Origin of the sequence: Acidipropionibacterium virtanenii (assembly GCF_003325455.1) — a bacterium.
In the GTDB taxonomy this organism is placed as follows: domain Bacteria; phylum Actinomycetota; class Actinomycetes; order Propionibacteriales; family Propionibacteriaceae; genus Acidipropionibacterium; species Acidipropionibacterium virtanenii.
Genome location: NZ_CP025198.1, coordinates 1,066,273 through 1,086,662 on the forward strand (window position 1 = coordinate 1,066,273; position 20,390 = coordinate 1,086,662).

Annotated in this window: 21 protein-coding genes and 1 other annotated feature; of the genes, 18 read left to right on the plus strand and 3 right to left on the minus strand. The window is 66.9% G+C overall.

The features are described from left to right. Positions 1-3 precede the first annotated feature (3 nt). The 3 genes from JS278_RS04820 (at position 4) to JS278_RS04830 (ending at position 4,989) form a co-directional block, all read left to right on the plus strand. Positions 4-996 (plus strand): ABC transporter permease, encoded by a 993-nt coding sequence (locus JS278_RS04820; protein ID WP_114044202.1) that lies wholly within the window; start codon positions 4-6, stop codon positions 994-996. Further along, positions 993-3,107: an ABC transporter ATP-binding protein gene (locus tag JS278_RS04825; RefSeq protein WP_114044203.1), complete on the plus strand. Its 2,115-nt coding sequence runs from the start codon at positions 993-995 to the stop codon at positions 3,105-3,107. The genes JS278_RS04820 and JS278_RS04825 overlap by 4 nt, the downstream gene beginning before the upstream one ends. Before the next feature lie 157 nt (positions 3,108-3,264). Continuing rightward, positions 3,265-4,989 carry an ABC transporter family substrate-binding protein gene (locus tag JS278_RS04830; RefSeq protein ID WP_181833825.1) on the plus strand — a complete coding sequence of 575 codons (1,725 nt, stop codon included), beginning with the start codon at positions 3,265-3,267 and terminating at the stop codon, positions 4,987-4,989. A gap of 48 nt (positions 4,990-5,037) precedes the next feature. Here JS278_RS04830 and JS278_RS15970 read toward each other — a convergent pair whose 3' ends face one another. Next, positions 5,038-5,643, minus strand: a complete 606-nt coding sequence (locus JS278_RS15970) for a hypothetical protein (protein WP_181833826.1) — start codon at positions 5,641-5,643, stop codon at positions 5,038-5,040. 146 nt (positions 5,644-5,789) lie between these two features. Here JS278_RS15970 and secY point away from each other — a divergent pair, with 146 nt between their 5' ends. From secY to rplQ, 12 genes are all read left to right on the plus strand, one after another. After that, complete coding sequence (gene secY / locus JS278_RS04840; protein ID WP_114044204.1) at positions 5,790-7,115, plus strand: preprotein translocase subunit SecY; 1,326 nt, start codon at positions 5,790-5,792, stop codon at positions 7,113-7,115. Next, on the plus strand, positions 7,112-7,681 hold the full coding sequence (locus JS278_RS04845; RefSeq protein ID WP_114044205.1) for an adenylate kinase: 570 nt from the start codon (positions 7,112-7,114) through the stop codon (positions 7,679-7,681). The genes secY and JS278_RS04845 overlap by 4 nt, the downstream gene beginning before the upstream one ends. Further along, complete coding sequence (gene map, locus JS278_RS04850) at positions 7,681-8,520, plus strand: type I methionyl aminopeptidase (RefSeq protein WP_114044206.1); 840 nt, start codon at positions 7,681-7,683, stop codon at positions 8,518-8,520. The genes JS278_RS04845 and map overlap by 1 nt, the downstream gene beginning before the upstream one ends. Before the next feature lie 352 nt (positions 8,521-8,872). Next, a complete protein-coding gene (locus tag JS278_RS04855) occupies positions 8,873-9,718 on the plus strand; it encodes an endonuclease domain-containing protein (RefSeq protein ID WP_114044207.1) in 846 nt (281 codons plus the stop codon). A 76-nt stretch (positions 9,719-9,794) separates the two neighbouring features. Then, positions 9,795-10,166: a DUF1707 SHOCT-like domain-containing protein gene (locus JS278_RS04860; protein ID WP_181833827.1), complete on the plus strand. Its 372-nt coding sequence runs from the start codon at positions 9,795-9,797 to the stop codon at positions 10,164-10,166. A gap of 114 nt (positions 10,167-10,280) precedes the next feature. Next, on the plus strand, positions 10,281-10,502 hold the full coding sequence (gene infA, locus JS278_RS04865) for a translation initiation factor IF-1 (protein WP_015071212.1): 222 nt from the start codon (positions 10,281-10,283) through the stop codon (positions 10,500-10,502). Positions 10,503-10,602: 100 nt separating this feature from the next. Next, positions 10,603-10,716: a 50S ribosomal protein L36 gene (gene rpmJ / locus JS278_RS04870; protein ID WP_056606235.1), complete on the plus strand. Its 114-nt coding sequence runs from the start codon at positions 10,603-10,605 to the stop codon at positions 10,714-10,716. 428 nt (positions 10,717-11,144) lie between these two features. Then, on the plus strand, positions 11,145-11,519 hold the full coding sequence (rpsM, locus tag JS278_RS04880; RefSeq protein WP_114044210.1) for a 30S ribosomal protein S13: 375 nt from the start codon (positions 11,145-11,147) through the stop codon (positions 11,517-11,519). A gap of 87 nt (positions 11,520-11,606) precedes the next feature. Continuing rightward, positions 11,607-12,014, plus strand: coding sequence for a 30S ribosomal protein S11 (gene rpsK, locus JS278_RS04885; protein ID WP_015071209.1), 408 nt, complete (start codon positions 11,607-11,609; stop codon positions 12,012-12,014). Positions 12,015-12,049: 35 nt separating this feature from the next. Continuing rightward, complete coding sequence (rpsD, locus tag JS278_RS04890) at positions 12,050-12,655, plus strand: 30S ribosomal protein S4 (protein WP_114044211.1); 606 nt, start codon at positions 12,050-12,052, stop codon at positions 12,653-12,655. Positions 12,656-12,899: 244 nt separating this feature from the next. Next, positions 12,900-13,925 (plus strand): DNA-directed RNA polymerase subunit alpha, encoded by a 1,026-nt coding sequence (locus JS278_RS04895; protein WP_114044212.1) that lies wholly within the window; start codon positions 12,900-12,902, stop codon positions 13,923-13,925. Between the two features lie 393 nt (positions 13,926-14,318). After that, positions 14,319-14,876 (plus strand): 50S ribosomal protein L17, encoded by a 558-nt coding sequence (rplQ, locus tag JS278_RS04900; protein ID WP_114044213.1) that lies wholly within the window; start codon positions 14,319-14,321, stop codon positions 14,874-14,876. Between the two features lie 100 nt (positions 14,877-14,976). Here rplQ and JS278_RS04905 read toward each other — a convergent pair whose 3' ends face one another. After that, positions 14,977-16,170 (minus strand): IS30 family transposase, encoded by a 1,194-nt coding sequence (locus JS278_RS04905; protein WP_114044214.1) that lies wholly within the window; start codon positions 16,168-16,170, stop codon positions 14,977-14,979. Positions 16,171-16,230: 60 nt separating this feature from the next. Here JS278_RS04905 and JS278_RS04910 point away from each other — a divergent pair. From JS278_RS04910 to JS278_RS04920, 3 genes are all read left to right on the plus strand, one after another. Next, a protein-coding gene (locus tag JS278_RS04910) for an IS3 family transposase (RefSeq protein ID WP_245935140.1) occupies positions 16,231-17,471 on the plus strand; the annotation gives its coding sequence in 2 pieces (ribosomal slippage) (positions 16,231-16,510 and positions 16,510-17,471; 1,242 coding nt in all). Further along, positions 16,509-16,643: a sequence feature (AL1L pseudoknot), on the plus strand. It overlaps the preceding gene by 135 nt. A gap of 246 nt (positions 17,472-17,717) precedes the next feature. Further along, positions 17,718-18,956 carry a glycosyltransferase gene (locus tag JS278_RS04915; protein WP_114044215.1) on the plus strand — a complete coding sequence of 413 codons (1,239 nt, stop codon included), beginning with the start codon at positions 17,718-17,720 and terminating at the stop codon, positions 18,954-18,956. Next, positions 18,953-19,597 carry a hypothetical protein gene (locus JS278_RS04920; RefSeq protein WP_114044216.1) on the plus strand — a complete coding sequence of 215 codons (645 nt, stop codon included), beginning with the start codon at positions 18,953-18,955 and terminating at the stop codon, positions 19,595-19,597. Before JS278_RS04915 ends, JS278_RS04920 begins: the two co-directional genes overlap by 4 nt. A gap of 7 nt (positions 19,598-19,604) precedes the next feature. Here the strand turns inward: JS278_RS04920 and JS278_RS04925 are convergent, their stop codons facing one another. Beyond that, the gene (locus JS278_RS04925) at positions 19,605-20,294 is read right to left on the minus strand and encodes a glutamine amidotransferase (RefSeq protein ID WP_114044217.1); all 690 of its coding nucleotides are present in this window, start codon (positions 20,292-20,294) and stop codon (positions 19,605-19,607) included. Positions 20,295-20,390 lie beyond the last annotated feature (96 nt).

Sequence of the window (20,390 nt, forward strand, 5' to 3'; positions counted from 1 at the left end):
ACGATGACTGAACCCAATTTCACCTCCACCCCGGCCGCCGAGCGCCCCAACGACGCCGTCGACATCGCCCCGCTGACAGAACCCCTGCTCGACCCGTCGAATGAACCCCAAGGAGTCACCCGCAGCGGGAAGCACCTGTCGCGCTGGCAGCTCATCCTGCGCCGGTTCTGGCGCTCCATCGGCGCCAGGGTCGGCGTCGTGGGGCTGGCGCTGATCCTCGTCCTGGCTCTCGCGGGGCCCTTCGTCGCCAACTGGGACTACTTCTACTCCGACGACATGGCCTTCCTGTCCCCACCGGACTCCGTCCACTGGCTGGGCACCAACCAGGGGGGTTTCGACGTCTTCGCGATGACCGTCGAGGGTCTGCGCAAGTCCCTGCTCATCGGCTTCGCGGTGGCCGCCATCATCGAGGTGCTGGCCGCCCTCATCGGCGCCGCGGCGGCCTACTTCGGCAAGGCCGTCGAGAAGACCCTGCTGTGGTTCACCGACCTTCTGCTGGTGATCCCCTCCTTCCTGCTCATCGCGATCATCTCCCAGCACACCGGCGGGAGGAAGAGCTCCACCTGGCTGCTGATCCTGCTGCTGGCAGCCTTCTCCTGGATGCTGTCGGCCCGGGTGGTACGGGCCATGACCCTGTCGGTGGTGAGCCTGGACTATGTGACGGCCGCCAAGTTCATGTCGGTGCCGTCCTTCGTGGTGATCGTCAAGCACGTGATCCCCAACATCGCCTCCTACCTCATCATCGACTTCACCCTCGGCGTCGTGAACGCCGTGATGAGTGAGACCGCACTGTCCTTCTTCGGTTTCGGTGTGCAGAAGCCGGAGACGTCGCTGGGCACCCTGCTGGCCGACGGGATGAACTCGGCCACCACCTCGCCGTGGATCTTCCTGGCTCCGGCCACGGTGCTGGTGATCACCCTGTTGAGCGTGAACTTCATCGGCGACGCCCTGCGCGACGCCATCGATCCGTCCTCCAAGTCAGGTGGCCAGGCATGAGCCGGAAGAGCAGTACAGCAGTCTTCGAGTCGGATGCACTGCCCGAGCGCAGTGAGGGGACGCCGGTCCTGGCGATCCGCGACCTGAATGTCCGTTTCCCCTCCGAGGACGGGGTCGTCCACGCCGTGCGCGGGGTGGACCTCACCGTCCACGCCGGCGAGGTCGTCGGCCTGGTGGGGGAGTCCGGCTCCGGCAAGTCGGTGACCTCCATGTCGGTGATGGGCCTGCTGGACGAGAACGCCGACGTGCAGGGGTCGGTGAAGCTCCACGGCACCGAGCTGCTCGGCCGCTCCGACGACTGGATGAGCAGGATTCGTGGCAAGAGGGTGGCGATGGTCTTCCAGGACCCGCTGAGCGCCCTGACGCCGGTGTACACGGTCGGCGACCAGATCGTCGAGGCCCTCCAGGTGCATGGGAAGTACTCAGACAGGCAGGCCTGGGATCGGGCCCTTGAGCTGTTGAGGATGGTGGGTATCCCCAATCCGGAGGTGCGCATCAAGAGCTTCCCCCACGAGTTCTCCGGCGGCATGCGTCAGCGCGTCGTCATCGCGATGGCCATCGCCAATGATCCGGATCTCATCATCGCCGACGAGCCGACCACTGCTCTGGACGTCACCATTCAGGCCCAGATCCTCGACCTGCTGAGAGTGGCCCAGCGCGAGACCCACGCCGGGGTCATCATGATCACCCACGACCTGGGCGTGGTCGCCGGCCTGGCCGATCGCGTCGCGGTGATGTACGCCGGGAGGATCATCGAGCGCTCCAGCGTCGAGGACGCCTTCTACCATTCCCGGCATCCCTACACGATCGGCCTGCTGGGCTCCCTGCCGAGGCCCGATCTGGACAAGGACGAGCCGCTGACGCCGGTCGAGGGCAACCCGCCCTCCCTGCTGGCCCTGCCGCCGGGCTGTCCCTTCGCGCCGCGCTGCCCGATGGTCACCTCCGACTGCGTGGCCGCCGAGCCCGCCCTGCTGGAGACAGACCGGCCCGATCACCGCGCCGCCTGCATCCGCCACGGCGAGCTGGCCGGTAAGAAGTACGCCGACGTCTACCCCCGGGCCGACGTGCCGCCCGCCGCCGAGGATCGTGGCCGCGGCGAGCAGGTGATCCTGCACGTCGACGACCTGGTGAAGACCTACCCCCTCATGAAGGGCGCAGTGTTCAAGCGCCGGATCGGCACCGTGCATGCCGTCGACCACATCTCCTTCGACATCCGGGCCGGCGAGACTCTGGGCCTGGTGGGGGAGTCCGGCTGCGGCAAGACCACCACCATCATGTCGGTGCTGGAACTCAGAGCGCCCGAGGAAGGCAGGGTCATGGTGCTCGGCCACGACACCGCGGACCTGTCGCGGGCCGACCGCAGGAAGGTCCGTCAGGACCTCCAGGTCGTCTTCCAGGACCCGATGGCATCCCTTGATCCGCGACTGCCGATCTACGACATCATCGCCGAACCGCTGAAATACAACGGATACCCGAAGAGCGACATACCGGAACGCGTCGAGGAGCTGATGGACCTGGTGGGCCTGGAGCCCGCCCACGCGAACCGTTATCCGCGCAATTTCTCCGGCGGCCAGAAACAGCGGGTGGGCATCGCCCGGGCACTGGCCCTGGAACCGAGACTCCTGGTGCTCGACGAGCCGGTGTCCGCGCTGGACGTGTCCATCCAGGCCGGTGTACTCAATCTGCTGGAGAAACTGCGGATCGAGATGGGGCTGTCCTACCTCTTCGTCGCCCACGATCTGTCAGTGGTGAGGCATATCGCCCATCGGGTCGCGGTGATGTACCTGGGTCACATCGTCGAACTGGGCCCGGTCTCAGAGGTCTTCGACAATCCTGAGCACCCGTACACCCAGGCCCTGCTCTCGGCCATCCCGGTGCCGGATCCCGCCAAGGAGAAGAGCCGCAGCAGGATCCTCCTGGAGGGCGACCTGCCCTCGCCGGCGAACCCGCCGAAGGGCTGCCCCTTCCACACCCGGTGCCCCAAGTTCCTTCGGCTTCCGGACTCCGACAAGGCTCGTTGCACCGGCGAGGAGCCGGTCCTCGGCCCGACACCCGGACATGAGGACCGGCTGGTGGCCTGTCACTTCCCCGAGGCCGTCGACGTGTTCTGAGCCGTCAAGATCGCGGGCCGGTCAAGAATCAGTCACGGAAACATAACGATTGCCTGTCGAACGTGAGACGACCGGTCACATCCCGCGTCGATCATGACAGGCTCATCACAGCCAAATGGTCCGGGTGGCTTCGCCCGGGATGAATCGGAGGTCTCTGGTGCGCAAGGCGGCAATCAATGCCATCGCTCTGCTGGCGGTGGGTTCCCTGGCCCTGACCGGGTGCGGGCAGAAGAATCAGAACACGGGCGGAAAGCAGGCCGGCGCCACCAGCAGCGCCAATCTGAAGCTGTCGGACATGAATCCGCAGTCCCGTGACAAGGTGAAGGACGGCGGCGCGCTGAGGTACTCCATCAGCCTCCTCCCGCCGAACTGGAACTACTACTCGGTCGACGGCAACGGCGTCGACAATCAGACGATCGCCAACTTCACCCTGCCCGGAAACTTCGACTTCGACGAGAACGCGAAGCCGAAGATCAACAAGGACTACCTGGAGTCCTACGACCTCAAGGAGGCCAAGGACAACGGCGGCAAGCTGCAGGTGACCCTGCATCTGAACCCCGACGCCAAGTGGAACTCCGGGCGCACCATCGACTACACCGACTACGTCGCCACCTGGAAGGCCAACAACGGCACCAACACGGCGTTCAAGCCCGCGACCACAGACGGCTTCAATCAGATCGAGAAGATCGAGAAGGGCTCCAAGGCCACCGACGTCGTGGTCACCTTCAAGTCCTCCTACCCCGACTGGACCAATGTCCTCGGCGCCTCTCCCTCGGTGATGCCGAAGGAGGCCATGAGCGATCCGAAGATCTACAACGAGGGCATGGCCAACAACAACTTCCACCCCGAGTGGCACACCGGCCCGTTCACCCTGGACAAGATCGACCAGGCGCAGAAGACCATCACCTTCAAGCGCAATGACAAGTGGTGGGGGAACAAGGCCAAGCTGGACACCGTCTCCTTCCGTCAGCTCGACGAGTCGGCGCAGACCAAGGCCTTCGCCAACAAGGAGATCGACGTCGTCGACACCATCATCACCAAGGACGGCTACACCACCGCCAAGCAGCGCTCCGACGCGGCACTGCGCGAGGCCGGCCATCAGCAGTGGAGGCACTTCACCTTCAACTCCAAGGCCGGGGTGCTCACCGACAAGAAGGTGCGGCAGGCCATCGTCAAGGGCATCAACCGGGAGGCCATCGCCAGGTCCGACCTGGCCGGTCTGCCGGTCAACCCGAAGGACGTGATGTATGGCAACCACTTCTTCCTGCCCGGCCAGCCCGGCTACAAGGACAACGCCACCAAGTACGACCCGGCGGCCGCCAAGAAGGATCTCGACGCCGCCGGCTGGAAGATGAGCGGCGACTACCGGGTCAAGGACGGCAAGCAGCTGGCCTTCAACTACTCGATGCTCACCGGGGTGTCGACCTCCGAGAACGAGGGCGCCCTGCTGCAGCAGAACATGAAGGCCATCGGTATCAAGGTGAATCTGGTCAACACGGCCTCGGACACCTACCAGAAGGTGCTGCAGAACCACAGCTTCGACACCATCTCGTTCACCTGGCAGGGCACCGACTGGCCGATGAACAACGTCCGGCAGATCTACGGCGCCGCCTCCCAGGGGTCCAAGACCCCCAGCGAGTCGAACTACGCCCAGATCGTCGATCCGCAGCTGGAGAAGCTCATCCCGCAGATCGACACCGAGGAGGACGTGGCCAAGCGCCAGGCCCTCACCGACCAGGCCGACAAGATCATCTGGAACAACGTCCACACCCTGCCGCTGTACCGGCGGGTGATGTTCACCGCGGTGCCGAAGAACCTCGCCAACTACGGTGCGTCCACCTTCCAGTCGTACCGTCCCGAGGACATCGGCTACACCAAGTGATCTGATCCGAAACTCCAGGGGCGGTCCGGCATCTGCCGGGCCGCCCCGTCATGCGATGAAGGACAGCCCGACCAGCACGAGGGTGATGATGATCGTCGGCCAGTTAGGCCGTACCCGCACCCCGTCGTTGCGGATCCGGTCGTCACTGGTGCGCTGGACCTGCTCTATCTCGATGAGCCGGGCGGCGGTGAACGAGTCCAGGCTGGCGCGCACCGCCTGATCCCCGGACTCGGGGATGATCGGGGCATCAGGGGCGCTGCGGGCGAATTTCTGCACCGAGCCCCGGGCGGGGGCCGCCCAGGCCCTCACCGCCCGTGCCCCGGCGGTGGCGGTCCTGCTCCGGTCCCCCTCGGGTGCGGCGATGGTCAAGGTGAGTCCCCAGCGTCCCGAGACCCCTTCCAGCCGGGCCCAGGGCACGTCCCAGACCCGCAGCTGGTTGATGACGTGGACGCCGTCGTCGTCGATCCTGATCGCGGCCAGTCCCCAGAACAGCCAGGCCAGCCAGATGAAGAGCAACACGAAGGGGGCGTGCAGCAGGGCCTGTCCCAGCCCGGCCACCGTGGCGTCCCAGGCCAGCAGCCCCAGCGCCGCCACGCCCAGCGCCGCCGTCCCTATCCGGCCCCCGTGCGAGGCGATGACAACGGGAGGGCGCATACTGGCTCCTGATCGTGAGATGGCCTATTCGCAACGAGTTGATAGGCTACCCGCGCTGTGTCCTTGCCCCGATTCGGCAGCTCCGGACGATCATCCGGGGGCCGGACCGCCCGCGGGGCGTGTAATCGACCATTGAGAGAGCCCGAATGCTTCACGCTTTCGCCAGTGCCTTCAAGACACCGGACCTGCGCAGGAAGATCTTCTTCACGCTGTTCATCCTCGTGATCTTCCGGCTCGGCTCGACGATCCCGGTCCCCAACGTCGACATCGCCAAGATCGATCAGTGCGTGGCGCAGTCGAAGACCAGTTCGGCCGCCGGGCTCTACTCGATGATCAATCTGTTCTCCGGCGGGGCACTTCTGCAGCTGGCCATCTTCGCGCTGGGCATCATGCCCTACATCACGGCGTCGATCATCCTGCAGCTGCTCACCGTCGTGATCCCGAAGCTGGAGTCCCTCAAGAAGGAGGGCGCGTCGGGGCAGAACAAGATCACCCAGTACACCCGCTACCTCACCCTGGTGCTGGGCGTGCTGCAGGCCACCGCCTTCGTCACCCTGGCGACCAGCGGCCAGCTCTTCCGCACCTGCTCCGACCCGATCGTCGTCAACGACGTCTCGGTCTTCCCGGTCATCGTCATGGTGCTCACCATGACCGCCGGCACCACGATGGTGATGTGGCTCGGTGAGCTCATCACCGACCGCGGCATCGGCAACGGCATGTCGATCCTCATCTTCACCCAGATCGCCGCCCGCTTCCCCGACTCTCTGTGGCAGATCAAGACGAGCCGCCAGGGCCAGGGCCAGGCCCACGCCTGGTTCATCTTCCTGCTCGTCATCGCCGTCGGGCTGCTGGTGATGGCGGCCGTCATCTTCATCGAGCAGGGCCAGCGGCGCATCCCGGTCCAGTACGCCAAGCGGATGGTGGGCCGGCGGATGTTCGGCGGCACCAGCACCTACATCCCGCTGAAGGTCAACCAGTCCGGCGTCATCCCGGTGATCTTCGCCTCGTCGATCCTTTATCTGCCGGTGCTGTACGCCACCTTCCGGCCGGATGGCAAGGCGGCCCAGTGGATCAGCGCCAACTTCACCCAGGGCGACCACCCGGTCTACAACATCGTCTACTTCCTGCTGATCGTCTTCTTCTGCTACTTCTACGTGGCCATCACCTTCGACCCGGTCGAGATGAGCGACAACATGAAGAAGTACGGCGGGTTCATCCCCGGCATCCGGGCCGGCAAGCCGACCGAGGACTACCTCGCTTATGTCCTTTCGCGCCTCACGGCTCCCGGATCGCTGTACCTTGGCCTCATCTCCTTGATCCCGACCCTGGCATTCGTCTTCCTGAACGCGAACCAGAACTTCCCGTTCGGCGGTACCAGCATCCTCATCGTCGTGGGTGTCGGGCTGGACACGATCAAGCAGATCGAGAGCAAACTCCAGCAACGCAGTTACGAAGGATTCCTGACATCATGAGGCTTCTCATCATCGGCGCTCCCGGTGCGGGCAAGGGCACTCAGGCGACCGCGATCGCCGAGCACTACGGCATTCCCGCCGTCTCCACCGGCGACATCTTCAGGGCCAACATCAATAACGGCACCGAGCTCGGCAGGAAGGTCGAGTCGATCATGGACGCCGGCGAGCTGGTGCCCGACGAGGTCACCGACGCCATCGTCGTCGATCGGCTCGGTGCCGACGACGCCGCCGACGGATTCCTGCTCGACGGATACCCCCGCAATCTCAGCCAGGTCACGGCCCTGGACACCTATCTCAGCTCGGAGGGGCTCGCTCTGGATGCCGTCGTGAGCCTCGAGGTGGATCCCGAGCTGCTCACCGCCCGGCTGCTCAAGCGCGCCGAGATCGAGGGACGCGCCGACGACAACGAGGAGACCATCCGCAACCGGATGGCGGTGTACACCTCCCAGACCGCCCCGCTGATCGACCACTACCGTCAGGTCGGACTGCTGGTGCCGGTCGACGGCGTCGGCGAGATCGCCGAGGTGCGCGACCGGATCTTCGCCGCTCTGGATGCCAGGGCCTGATGCTGGGACGCAACCGGATTCAGATCAAGACCCCCGAGCAGATCCGCGTCATGAGGCGCGCCGGCCTGGTGGTCGCCGAGGGCTTGGCGGCGATGGGCGCCGCGGCGGTGCCCGGAGCCACCACCGCCGATCTCGACCAGGTGGGACGCGAGGTGCTGGCCCGCAACAAGGCCACCTCGAATTTCCTCGATTACGGGGCCGACTGGGGCATCCCGCCCTACCCGGGGGTGGCCTGCATCAGCGTCAACGAGGTGATCGTGCACGGCATCCCGGACTCGCGGGAGCTGCACGAGGGCGACATCGTGTCCGTGGACTACGGCGCGATCATCGACGGCTGGCACGGCGACGGGGCGAGGACCTTCATGGTCGGCGAGGTCACCGATGAGGCGAAGGAGCTGTCGGAGGCCACCCGGGAGTCGATGTGGGCCGGGATCTCCACCATCGCCGCCGGGGCCAGGATCGGTGATGTGTCGGCGGCCGTGCAGATGTCGCTGGAGTCCCACGAGCGGGACTACGGGATCGTTCGTGAGTACACCGGCCACGGGATCGGCACCGAGATGCACATGGATCCCGACGTGCCGAACTGGGGAAGGGCCCATCGTGGCCCCAGAATCGCCACCGGAATGTGCCTGTGCGTCGAGCCGATGGCCACCCTGGGCTCCGAGGACACCGCGACCCTGGACGACGAGTGGACGGTGCGCACCGTCGACGGCTCATGGGCCAGCCACTGGGAGAACACCGTGGCCGTGACCGGCTCGGGCCTGTGGGTGCTCACCGAGCCCGACGGAGGGAAGGCCGAGCTGGAGGCCAGGGGAGTGCCCTTCGGCCCGCTGGACTGAACTGTTCCGACGTCCTTCGTCCGTCCCCGACCCCGGCCGTGGGAGATGAGTTCTGCCACCTCAGGGGCGACAGGTGGATATTGCACTCCCCGGCCGTGTGGTGGCAGAACTCAAGTGCGGGTCATCTGGGTCGGGAACGAGTCCTGTCATCTCGGGGGCGCCGAGCGGATAGTGCGGCTCGCGGCTGCGTGAGGGCAGAACTCATCCGGAACCCGTCCGAGGTGAGAACGAGTTCTGCCATCTGAGCGGTACCGCGCGAGTTATCCACAGGGCGGCGCTGTGGTGGCAGAACTCATTCCACAGGCATGGATCGGATCGACAGATCAGGGGGCCTGACAGCGATAACTGGGGTATGAAGACCTTCTCAATCCCTGCGCACCTCTGCCCCGGCGGGGTCGTCTCGACCAGAGTCCTCAGGAGCGTGGGCTACTCCTACCATGACATCCGGGTTCTGCACCTGTCCGGCGCCCTCCCCGAGAACCTCAGGGAGGGCTGGTGGGCGACGTCGGGGGCGGATCCCGAAGTGGTCGCCGCCGTGCGGGCCGGTGGCGTCCTGACATGCGTCTCGGCACTGGTGAGACTGGGCGTGTACAAGCCGTTGGGCGATGACTGTCTCCATGTGCGGGCAAGTCGCGGGCTCGTGGCGGGAACCGCGATCAAGAACTGCTCAGCCGGGCGCCGACCGGCGCCGGTGGTCGCGGTCGATCATCCGCTGATCGCGGCGCGTGCAGTGATCGGGTGCCTCGACACCGAGAACGCCGTGGCGGTTCTCGACTCGATGGTCGATCGGCACATCGTCACGGGTGCCGAACTGGATGACGCGCTGGGCGACACGCCCCGAGGCCGGGACCTGTTGCGGCGCCGCGATCTGGCCGACTCGGGTCAGGAGTCCCTGGTCCGGGTCCGGCTGCGGGCCCTCGGCCTCAAGGTGCGCTCCCAGATCCACATCACCGGTGTGGGGAAGGTGGATCTCGTGGTGGGCGATCGGCTGGTCGTGGAGGTGGACTTCAAGGCCCATCACACCCGGCTGGAGAACTATCGCAAGGACCGTCGCCGTGACCGGGCGCTGGTGGCGATGGGATACCGGGTGATGCGGATCACCTGGGAGGAGGTGATGTTCGGATGGGCGGAGGTGGAGGCGCAGATCCTGGAGATCGTCCGACGCGGCGATCATCGCTGGCCGCGGCGACGGACCTGAGGGGGCTCGCCTCGAGGACGTCCGGGGGTCCTGGACATCCTGGGCAGGCGAGCCCGGCCGGGCTAGCCTCAGGGGTGTGAACGAGCTTCCGCCATCCTCGAGGTACGTCGCCCGCGCCGCCGAGCCGGTCACCGACGCCGACCGCTCCGATCTGAACACGCGGCTCAATGACGCCTACTCGGAGGGGAAGATCGACGAGCCCACCTTCCGCGAAGGGCTCGATTCCGTCTACAGCGCCGTGACCCTGGGCGAGCTGGTCCCGGTGGTCGAGCGCCTTCCCGCCCGGAAGACCTACACGGATCCCGATCTCGGACCCCAGAGCGATGTGGCGCCCGGGGAACTGGCGCCCCATCGGACGCTGGCCCCGTCCACGACGCTGTGGATGGCGGTCGGCGGCGGGGCGCTGGTGCTGGTCCTCCTGATCCTCGCGGTGATTCTCGTCTTCTGACGGGGGGTGGATTTGGAGCCGCTGGCAGGGTCGCGTAGTATTGCACGTCGGTCACGTGTACTCGGTGACCTGTCGCGCCCGAACGGGCAGACACCGATTGACAGATTGGACGCAATGGCCAAGAAAGAGGGAGCACTCGAGCTCGAGGGCACCGTGGTCGAGGCTCTGCCGAACGCCATGTTCCGTGTCGAGCTCAAGAACGGGCACCGCGTGCTTGCCACCATCAGCGGCAAGATGCGACAGCACTACATCCGGATCCTTCCTTCGGACCGGGTGGTTGTCGAGCTGTCCCCCTACGACCTGACCCGCGGACGCATCGTCTTCCGGCATCGCTGAGTCCTGTGATCGCGCGCCCCGGGCGTGCCACGACGTCGTCGGACGACGACGCCACAACCCAGGTTCCCCTCGGGGGGCCGTTACGCGAAAGAGAAGCTCGATGAAGGTCAATCCGAGCGTCAAGAAGATGTGCGACAAGTGCAAGGTCATTCGTCGCCACGGTCGCGTGATGGTCATCTGCGAGAACCCGCGCCACAAGCAGCGCCAGGGCTGAGCCCTCGCCGCGGACGGGATCGCAGACCATCACGGGGGATATCCGATATCCCCTGAGCCGGTCGGCAGGAATGCAGGGGTCCGACCCCTGAGGTCCACCGTCAGCCCCACCAGCCAGGCGGGGTCGGTGACACCACAACTGAAGAACAACTCAACAGACAGCTGAATTCGACAACCGAAGACAGCCCTCCCGGACCCTCTCCAGGGCCCGGGGACACCGTGGAAGCACGTCCCGGAACCCCGCTCGAAACCATCGAGCACGGATCCGGGCGATCCACCCCCGGACGAAGGCCGGGGCCCCGCCGGATGAGCAGATCTCATCCAGCGCCGACGGATCGGCAGGAGACTCCTGATCCGGACGTGACGGGGACGCTCCACGTCGGATACCTTCGCGGCCCTCCGGGGCCGAGAACCAGAAAGGGATGCCACATGGCACGCCTCATCGGAGTCGACCTGCCGCGCGACAAGCGCCTCGAGGTCGCCCTCACCTACATCTACGGCATCGGCCGCACCCGTGCCGCCGAGACCCTCAAGGCCACCGGCATCAGCGGTGACCTGCGCGTCAACGAGCTGAACGACGAACAGCTCGTGGCCCTGCGCGATTTCATCGAGGCCAGCTACCACACCGAGGGCGATCTTCGCCGCGAGGTGACGGCCGATATCCGCCGCAAGATCGAGATCGGCACCTACCAGGGCCGTCGTCACCGCAGCGGCCTGCCGGTCCGTGGTCAGCGCACCCGCACCAACGCCCGTACCCGCAAGGGCAGGAAGAAGGCTGTGGCCGGCAAGAAGAAGGCCAAGTGACCTGCGTTCGCGTAGTCGCTTGATTCTCGTCATCGCGAACATATTTCTTCCACGCTGAGACCACACTGACTTCAGGAGATACAACACATGGCTACTGCAGGCCGAAAGGGCGCCCCCAAGGCAAAGGTGCGCCGCAAGGAGAAGAAGAACGTCGTCGCCGGTCAGGCGCACATCAAGAGCACGTTCAACAACACGATCATCGCGATCACCGACCCCGCCGGTCAGGTGATCGCGTGGGCCTCCGCCGGCACCGTCGGCTTCAAGGGCTCGCGCAAGTCCACCCCGTTCGCCGCCCAGATGGCCGCTGAGGCCGCCGGACGCCGTGCCATGGAGCACGGACTGAAGCGGGTCGACGTCTTCGTCAAGGGGCCCGGATCGGGCCGCGAGACCGCCATCCGTTCGCTCGGGGCCATCGGCCTGGAGATCGGTCCGATCTCCGACGTCACCCCCGTTCCGCACAACGGATGCCGCCCGCCGAAGCGCCGCCGCGTCTGATCCCCTCCGAGAGCACACCTAAGGACTGATACACAATGGCCCGTTACACCGGCCCCCTGACCAAGAAGTCCCGTCGCCTCGGGACCGACCTCGTCGGAAACGACAAGTCGTTCGAGCGCCGCCCCTACCCCCCGGGCGTCCACGGCCGTGGACGCACCAAGGACTCCGAGTACTCGCTGCAGCTCCGCGAGAAGCAGAAGGCGCGCTACGCCTACGGCGTCCTGGAGAAGCAGTTCAGCCGCTACTACGAGGAGGCTGCCCGCAGCACCGGCAAGACCGGCGACCTGCTGCTGCAGATCCTCGAGTCCCGTCTGGACAACGTCGTGTACCGCTCCGGACTGGCCGCCACCCGCCGCCAGGCCCGTCAGCTCGTGAGCCACGGCCACTTCCTGGTCAACGGCAAGAAGGTCAACATCCCCTCCTACCGGGTGTCCGCCCACGACATCGTCGACGTCCGCGAGAAGTCGAAGAACCTTCATCCGATCGTCGTCGCCCGCGAGACCTTCGAGTCCCGCGACGTGCCGGCCTGGCTCGAGGTCCGTCCCAACCGTGGTCGCGTCCTCGTCCACCAGCTGCCGACCCGCGAGCAGATCGTGGTCGACGTCAATGAGCAGAGCATCGTCGAGCTCTACTCCAAGTGATCCTGTGGTCCGCGTGACCCGCTGACACCGGTCCTCGGGGCTCCCCGGAGCCCCGAGGACCGCGTGCCGGGAGCGCTCCGGTCCACAACCCGATACCGGCACAGGATCGTCTGGGACCGTATCGGCACAACCTGATACCGACAACTGAATCGGCGGCCGGGCCGGCCGCCCGCCTCCCGCGGGGGAGTTCCCCGCGATCCCCGTTTGCGCCGTCATATAGCGGTCGGCGCGGAAGGAATATCACATGCTCATCGCCCAGCGCCCCACTCTCACCGAAGAGGCCGTCGCCGACAACCGCTCGCAGTTCGTCATCGAGCCCCTGGAGCCCGGCTTCGGGTACACCATCGGCAATGCGCTGCGCCGCACCCTGCTGTCGTCGATCCCCGGCGCATCGGTGACCAGCATCAAGATCGAGGGGAACCAGCACGAGTTCTCCACGATCGAGGGTGTGGTCGAGGACGTCACCGAGATCATCCTCAACCTCAAGGAGCTGGTGCTGTCCTCCGAGGAGGACGAGCCGGTCGCCATGTACCTGCGCAAGGCGGGTGCCGGTGAGGTCACCGCCGCCGACATCAACCCGCCGGCCGGCGTCGTGATCCACAACCCCGAGCTGCACATCGCCACCCTCAACGAGGACGGCAAGATCGAGATGGAACTGGTCGTCGAGCGGGGCCGTGGCTACGTCTCCAGCGCGCTCAACGACAACCCGGACGCCGAGATCGGCCGGATCGCCGTCGACTCGATCTACTCCCCGGTGCTCAAGGTCACCTACAAGGTCGAGGCCACCCGCGTCGAGCAGCGCACCGACTTCGACCGTCTCATCCTGGACGTGGAGACCAAGCCCTCCATGCTGCCGCGCGACGCCGTCGCCTCGGCCGGGCGCACCCTGGTCGAACTCTTCGGACTGACCCGTGAACTCAACATGGAGGCCGAGGGCATCGAGGTCGGACCGTCCCCGGTCGACGAGCAGTACGCCGAGAACCTGTCGGTGCCGGTCGAGCAGCTCAACCTGACCGTCCGCTCCTACAACTGCCTCAAGCGCGAGGGCATCCACACCGTGGGCGAGCTGGTCTCCCGCTCCGAGCAGGATCTGCTCGACATCCGCAACTTCGGGTCCAAGTCGATCGACGAGGTCAAGGAGAAGCTGGCCGAGCTGGGACTGAGCCTCAAGGACTCCGCCCCCGGCTTCGACCCGATCGCCGCCGCCGACCGATATGAGGAGAACGGCGAAGACGGGGACGACGACTACGCGGAGACCGAGCAGTACTGATTCAATGAGGCAGGGGGACGACCCCCTTGCAACCCTCGTGGCGGTCGGTGGCGCGCATGTAGAGTCCGCGTCGCCGGCCTCACGGCGGGGTGGGGACGGGGACGACCCCCTTGCATCCCCGAGCGGGTCGAGTCAGTGCAGAGCCTTTCAGCTCGCGTGTGGCGGGTTGTGTGGTTGGGACTGCACAAGGCGCCGGGCGCGAGATGACGACCCCCGCCGACTGACAACTCAATAGTTTTCCGACCCGGGTTCCAGCCGGGGCGGCGGTCAGGGGGGTGGACCCTGGCCAGGCCCCTGCCCCTTGGGGCAGGGAGGGGAGAGCGGACAGCCCTCCCTCAAGCCGGACAGCGGTGAGTCCACCTGCTCACCGCACCGACACACAAGGAGAAAGACATGCCGAAGCCCACGAAGGGCCCCCGCATCGGCGGGACCCCCGCCCACGAGCGGATCATCATGCGCAACCTCGCCAGCCAGCTCTTCGAGCACGGCCGGCTGGTGACCACCGTCACCAAGGCCAAGCGCGTCCAGCCTCTCGCCGAGAAGCTGATCAACCGGGCCAAGAAGGACACCGTGGCCAATCGCCGCGAGGTCAACAAGAAGATCCTGGACAAGGGCGTCGTGTACACCCTGTTCGCCGAGATCGCTCCCAGGATGGAGGGCCGCGAGGGCGGCTACACCCGGATCACCCGGATCGGCAACCGCAAGGGCGACAACGCCCCGATGGCCGTCATCGAGATCGTGACCGACAAGATCGAGGCCTCCGCCCCGCAGACCTCCGACGCCGCGAAGTCGGAGATCAACGCCGCGGCCGCTGCCGTGCAGGCCGCTGAGGCCGCCGCCGACGAGGTCGAGGCCGAGAAGGGCGCCGACATCGAGGAGACCGAGGACGGGGCCGAGGAGTCCGAGGCTCCCGCCGAGGACAAGCCCGCCGAGGAGAAGACCGAGGCCTGACCTCACTTCTCACCACAACGGCCGTCCCGGAACAGTCCGGGGCGGCCGTCGTGCGTTCTCACGGATCTGGCCTACCAGCACCACCCCGGTGCGGGCGGATTCAATCGGTGAGTGCAACAGTGAACTGTTCGAAGAGTATCTCGCGGGGAGTGGCGTATCCCAGGACTTTGCGGGGTCGGTCGTTGAGGAGGTCCTGGACCTGGGCGATCTGCTCGTCGGTGATCTGGGAGAAGTCGGTGCCCTTGGGGAAGTACTGACGGATCAGACCGTTGGTGTTCTCATTGGTGGGTCGCTGCCAGGGCGAGTGCGGATCGCAGAAGAACACGTCGATATGGCTGGCCATGGCGAACCCGGGACTCTGGGCCATCTCGGTGCCCTGGTCCCAGGTCAGTGTCGTGATCTGGACCTGGTCGGGCAGCCCGGCGATCAGGCCGGCCAGCGCCTCGGCGACGGTCGCCGAGTCGTGGTCTGTCGGCAGCCGGGACATCAACAGGGTCCTGGACCGGCGTTCGACCAGGGTGATGACCGCGTTGGCCCCGCCGGCCCCGATGATCAGGTCCCCCTCCCAGTGGCCGGGCACCGCCCGGTCATCGGCTTCCGGGGGACGGGTGGTGATCTCGTGGCCGGTGACCCAGGGCCGGTTGCCGCGGGCGGGCAGCTTGGAACGGGGTTTACGGCCCTTCCGCCCACTGCGCAGGGCGGAGGCCACCTCCAGTTCGTGACGCAGTGACCCGGCGCCCTGGACGTAGAGGGCCTGATAGATCGTCTCGTGGCTCACCGCAGCCTCTTTACCCCACCAGCGTTCCAGGCGTCCGGAGACCTGCTCGGGTGACCAGCCGGCGTTCAGGCCCTCGATGACCCGGGCGCGCAGCAGCGGATCGGCATCCAGTTTCCGGGGCTTGGGCCGGGCCCGCATCCGGTCGGCCCGCTCCTGGGCGGTCGGGGCCCGGTAACCCACCGCCGTCGATCCCCGGGCGATCTCCCGACAGATCGTGGAGGGCGCGACCCCGAGCTCGGCGGCGATCTGGCGCATTGACCGTCCCTGGGACCAGTAGACATGGATCAGGGTCCGGTCGGCCAGGTCCAGCCGGGCCCCATGAGAGGGACGGACCTGGGGGAACTCGACAGCCTGGGCGACATAGGCACCTGTCATCCCGCCATTGTGGCCCCGAGCCAGACTGATACCGGCCTCACGGATCCATCGACCGCCCAGATCCTGGGACACCCCGGCACGCCGACAGGCGGCGATTGCCGACATGCCCTGGCCCACCAGGTCCAGGACCTGCAACCGCACCCACTCTGAATCGTGTCGGGTTTGATGGAGGGTAGGAACACCCGGAAGGAACCCGCCATCATGGCAGCACCTCGTAAGTACCCCGCTGAGCTCAAGGAGCGAGCGACGCGATTGGCGATTGACGCGCGGAAGGATCCCGCGACGCGTGCCGGCGCTTATCGGCGTGTCGGCGAGCAGCTCGGCGTCCATCCTGAAGCGTTGCGCACGTGGGTGAAGCAGGCCGAGACTGACGAGGGCCTGCGTCCCGGCCGTACGACGGACGACGCCGCCCGGATCATGGAGCTGGAGCGGGAGGTTCGTGAGCTGCGGCGAGCGAACACGATTCTGAAGCAGGCGTCGGCTTTCTTCGCGGCGGAGCTCGACCGCCCCTCCCGATGAGCGAACGCGTCCGGTTCGTCGCGGAGCATCGCGACGAGCACGGGGTCGAGCCGATCTGCCGGGCGTTGGAAGGAACGCCCGCCCAGGTCGCCCCGTCTACGTTCTACGCCGCTGTGGGCCGCGCGCCCTCGGCCCGGTCAGTCCGGGACGAAGAGCTGCTGGTGATGATCCGGAAGATCCACGCCGACAACTACGGCGTCTACGGGGTCCGGAAAGTCCATGCGCAGCTGCGCCGGCAGGGCGAGAAGGTCGCCGAGTCCACGGTCCGTCGCCTCATGCGGGAGGCGGGGCTTCGCGGAATCTCGCGGGCGAAGGGCCCGCGGACGACGAAACCGGCTCCGGAGACCGGGCGCCCGCTGGACCTGGTCAACCGCCAGTTCGTCGCGACGCGTCCGAACGAACTCTGGGTCGCGGACATCACCTATGTCCATACGTTCTCCGGCTGGGTCTACGTCGCGTTTGTTCTCGACGTGTTCAGCCGGCTCGTCGTCGGCTGGCAGGTCTCCACCCGCCTCTATACCGATCTCGCGCTGGACGCATTGACGATGGGGATCTGGCGTCGCCAGCACGCCGGCGACGACCTGACCGGCCTTATCCACCACTCCGATCGGGGCGTCCAGTATCGAGCCATCCGCTACTCGGAACGCCTCGCAGACTGCGACGCTGTCGCCTCCGTCGGCTCCAAAGGCGATAGCTACGACAACGCGATGGCCGAGGCCCTGAACTCGCTCTACAAGGCTGAGCTGATCCGCAACCGCGGCCCCTGGACCGGCATCAACGATGTCGAGATCGCGACCGCCGAATACGTCGACTGGTTCAACAACCGTCGCCTGCACGGCGAGATCGGACACGTCCCACCCGCCGAGTTCGAAGCGACCTACCGCGCCACAACGCGCGAGCTCTCACTCACCGAAACCAACTAAATCAGCCTCCATCAAACGCGACACTTGACACTCACCCAACTGTGGCCAACGACTCATCACAACACCTCTCACTCCCGGGTGTTGCACTGAACCCCTGAACCTGCCGCGCAATGTGGCGCGAGATGCGTGCGGACGCGGGGTTGGGGTCGTGTGTGCCGGTGGGCGCCACATTGGGGACGGGGGAGCGTGGAGCGCGGGAACCCCGGATGAGGACGATGCTGCCGTCGACCCCTTACCCTTGGAGGGGTGACCAGACTTCGCATCGCCCAGCTCGCCAATTTCGTCGGGCCCGTGTCGGGCGGCATGAAGGTGGCCATTGATCACCTCGGCAAGGGCTACGTGCAGGCCGGTCATGATCGGATCCTGGTGATTCCGGGAGCCCACGACGACGTCGCCGAGACCGAGAACGGCATCATCGTCCAGGTCGCCGCACCCAGGGTCTCCAAGGAGTACCGGATGATCGCGACCCCGTGGCGGGCGCTGAGGATCCTCGACCGGTTCCGTCCCACCTCGATCGAGTCCTCCGACAAATGGACCCTCAGCCCGGCCGCGGGCTGGGCGAGGAGGCGCGGCGTCGGATCCGTGCTGTTCAGCCACGAGCGCCTCGACGACATGCTCTCCCTCCTGCTGAGGCGCCAGTTCGGCGTGGAGGCGGCGGTGGGAGCTCTCAACCGCCACCTGTCCAAGGCCTTCGACGCCGTCGTGGTGACCTCCGACTACTCGGCGGGGGAGTTCGCCGATACCGGCGCGCATCTGTACAAGGTGCCCCTGGGGGTCGATCTGGAGACCTTCACCACCCGGGCGCGTGAACCGGATTCGCCCACGCCGGCCCCAGACGGCATCCTGAGACTGTGCTACGTCGGGCGGATGTCTCACGAGAAGAGCCCGCAGCTGGCCGTCGCCGCAGCCGTCGAACTCCATCGGCGAGGTGTCGCCTTCCGCCTCGACATGTACGGGGTCGGACCCGACATGGAGGCGATGCGCCAGCAGGCGGGCGACGCCCCGGTCTTCTTCAACGGCTTCGTCGACTCCCGCGCCGAGGTCGCCCGCAGGTTCGCCGCCGCCGACATCTCCATGTCGGTGTGCCCGGCCGAGACCTTCGGCCTGGCGGTCCTGGAGGCGATGGCCTGCGGCACCCCGGTGGTCACCTCCGACCGAGGAGGCGCACACGAACTGGTCGACGAGACCTCGGGGGAGTGCGGGACTCCCGACGCCACCGGCCTGGCCGACGCCGTGGAGCGACTTGCCGTCCGCCTCGGACCCGACCTGCGAATCGCCGCTCGGGCCCGGGCCGAGAAGTACACCTGGCAGGCCTCGGTCGACCGGATGCTCGACCTGCACGCCATGCTGGCCGAGAGTGTGCCCTCCAGGCCCTACTGGAGGGCCACTCTGCGGTCACGGGCCGAGGAGCACCGCAGCGCCCCGGACCCATTGGCCCCCACGGACGACCCGCCCGTCTCCGGCCGGGGGAAGGACCTGACATGACACGACCACTCCTGATCTTCGCGGCCTGCGCCGCGGCCCTGGCCCCCGTGGTCATCGGAGCTCCACGCCCGCGGCCCGCCGGGCAGACCGTCGAGGCCCGCGACGGCGGCCGGCGGTCCATCGACACTCTCGATGACGTCGTGGCCGCAGCGAAAGATTCCGGAGCCACCGGCCGGGAGCTGGTCAACCTGGCCACCGTCATGGTCCACCGGATGTACACCCACTACTCGAGCTGGCACCTCTGGCTGACGCCGGCCGGATCGGCGGAGCGCGGACAGGGCAACTCCTTCCAGTACAACCTCGCCCTGGCAGAGGTGCTCGGGCGGCTCGGATTCAGCGTCCAGCCCGTACACGCCGCCCGGGTGAGGATGGAGCATCACCCCTGGTACCACACCGGCCACACCTGGCTGAGAGTCCGCATCGAGGGGAGAACCCTCGACGTGTGCGCCTCCCGATCGGGCAACCGGGCCGGCCAGGTGGGGTTCCTGCCCGTCACCGACGTCCTGCCGCTGGGGCCGGTCACCCGGCTCGACAGCGCCCTGGCGCTGGCTCCCTTCGTCGTGGTCAGCGTCTGGAAGTCCTGGCTCACCGGACGTGGAGTCCAGCGCTGGCTCTACCGGCCCTTCGGCGAGACGGCCTGATCCGTCCTCACAGACCGGACAGCCACTCCCGCATCATCGCCCGGGCGGCCCCGGTCAGGCTCTCGCCGTACTGCCGGGCGTCCTGGCGCACCCTGTCCGGATCGACGCCGACCGCGGCCAGTTCGTGGGCATGGCCGATCAGCCACCGTTCGATGTGCGCCGGGTCGGCCTCGACGTGGAACTGGAGGCCGAGCACCGCCGCACCGATGCTGAACCCCTGGTCGGGATCGATCCGGGTACCGGCCAGGAGTTCTGCTCCCGGCGGTGTGGTGAAACGGTCTCCGTGCCAGTGCAGCACCGGCGTCCCGCGCAGATGCCGCAGCGGACCGGTCAGCCCGGCTTCGGTGAGCTCGACGGGGGCGTATCCGATCTCAGTGGAGCCTCCGCTGACCAGATGGCCGCCGGTGGCCAGGGCCAGCAGCTGGGCTCCCAGGCAGATCCCCAGCACGGGGGCGCCGAGCCCGGTCCGTCGGCGCAGCAGCTCCTCCTCCGCGATCAACCACGGGTAGCGGGCGACATCCTCGGCCCCGACGGGGGCACCGAGCACGATCAGCAGATCCGGATCCAGCCGGGGAACCTCCTCGGTCTCGTCCGCGACGTCGACGTACCGCACCCCGTACCCGGCGTCGCGAAGCACGGGCTCGAGCACCCCCAGGTCCTCGAAGTGGACATGACGCAGGGCGATGGCGGTGGGCATGGGTTCCTCCTGTGACTGGACATCCCTACTCAACCATCCGGGACCGCTCCAGGGCGCGTCGCCGCCCCGATGACGTCATCCCGTGAGGGTGTGCGG

Coding starts and splice junctions, on each gene's coding strand:
- rpsD (WP_114044211.1), top strand. CDS start 12,050: ATGGCCCGTTACACCGGCCCCCTGACCAAGAAGTCCCGTCGCCTCGGG.
- rplQ (WP_114044213.1), top strand. CDS start 14,319: ATGCCGAAGCCCACGAAGGGCCCCCGCATCGGCGGGACCCCCGCCCAC.
- secY (WP_114044204.1), top strand. CDS start 5,790: ATGCTTCACGCTTTCGCCAGTGCCTTCAAGACACCGGACCTGCGCAGG.
- rpsM (WP_114044210.1), top strand. CDS start 11,145: ATGGCACGCCTCATCGGAGTCGACCTGCCGCGCGACAAGCGCCTCGAG.
- JS278_RS04820 (WP_114044202.1), top strand. CDS start 4: ATGACTGAACCCAATTTCACCTCCACCCCGGCCGCCGAGCGCCCCAAC.
- JS278_RS15970 (WP_181833826.1), bottom strand. CDS start 5,643: ATGCGCCCTCCCGTTGTCATCGCCTCGCACGGGGGCCGGATAGGGACG.
- JS278_RS04895 (WP_114044212.1), top strand. CDS start 12,900: ATGCTCATCGCCCAGCGCCCCACTCTCACCGAAGAGGCCGTCGCCGAC.
- JS278_RS04825 (WP_114044203.1), top strand. CDS start 993: ATGAGCCGGAAGAGCAGTACAGCAGTCTTCGAGTCGGATGCACTGCCC.
- JS278_RS04925 (WP_114044217.1), bottom strand. CDS start 20,294: ATGCCCACCGCCATCGCCCTGCGTCATGTCCACTTCGAGGACCTGGGG.
- JS278_RS04855 (WP_114044207.1), top strand. CDS start 8,873: ATGAAGACCTTCTCAATCCCTGCGCACCTCTGCCCCGGCGGGGTCGTC.
- JS278_RS04920 (WP_114044216.1), top strand. CDS start 18,953: ATGACACGACCACTCCTGATCTTCGCGGCCTGCGCCGCGGCCCTGGCC.
- infA (WP_015071212.1), top strand. CDS start 10,281: ATGGCCAAGAAAGAGGGAGCACTCGAGCTCGAGGGCACCGTGGTCGAG.
- rpmJ (WP_056606235.1), top strand. CDS start 10,603: ATGAAGGTCAATCCGAGCGTCAAGAAGATGTGCGACAAGTGCAAGGTC.
- rpsK (WP_015071209.1), top strand. CDS start 11,607: ATGGCTACTGCAGGCCGAAAGGGCGCCCCCAAGGCAAAGGTGCGCCGC.
- map (WP_114044206.1), top strand. CDS start 7,681: ATGCTGGGACGCAACCGGATTCAGATCAAGACCCCCGAGCAGATCCGC.
- JS278_RS04845 (WP_114044205.1), top strand. CDS start 7,112: ATGAGGCTTCTCATCATCGGCGCTCCCGGTGCGGGCAAGGGCACTCAG.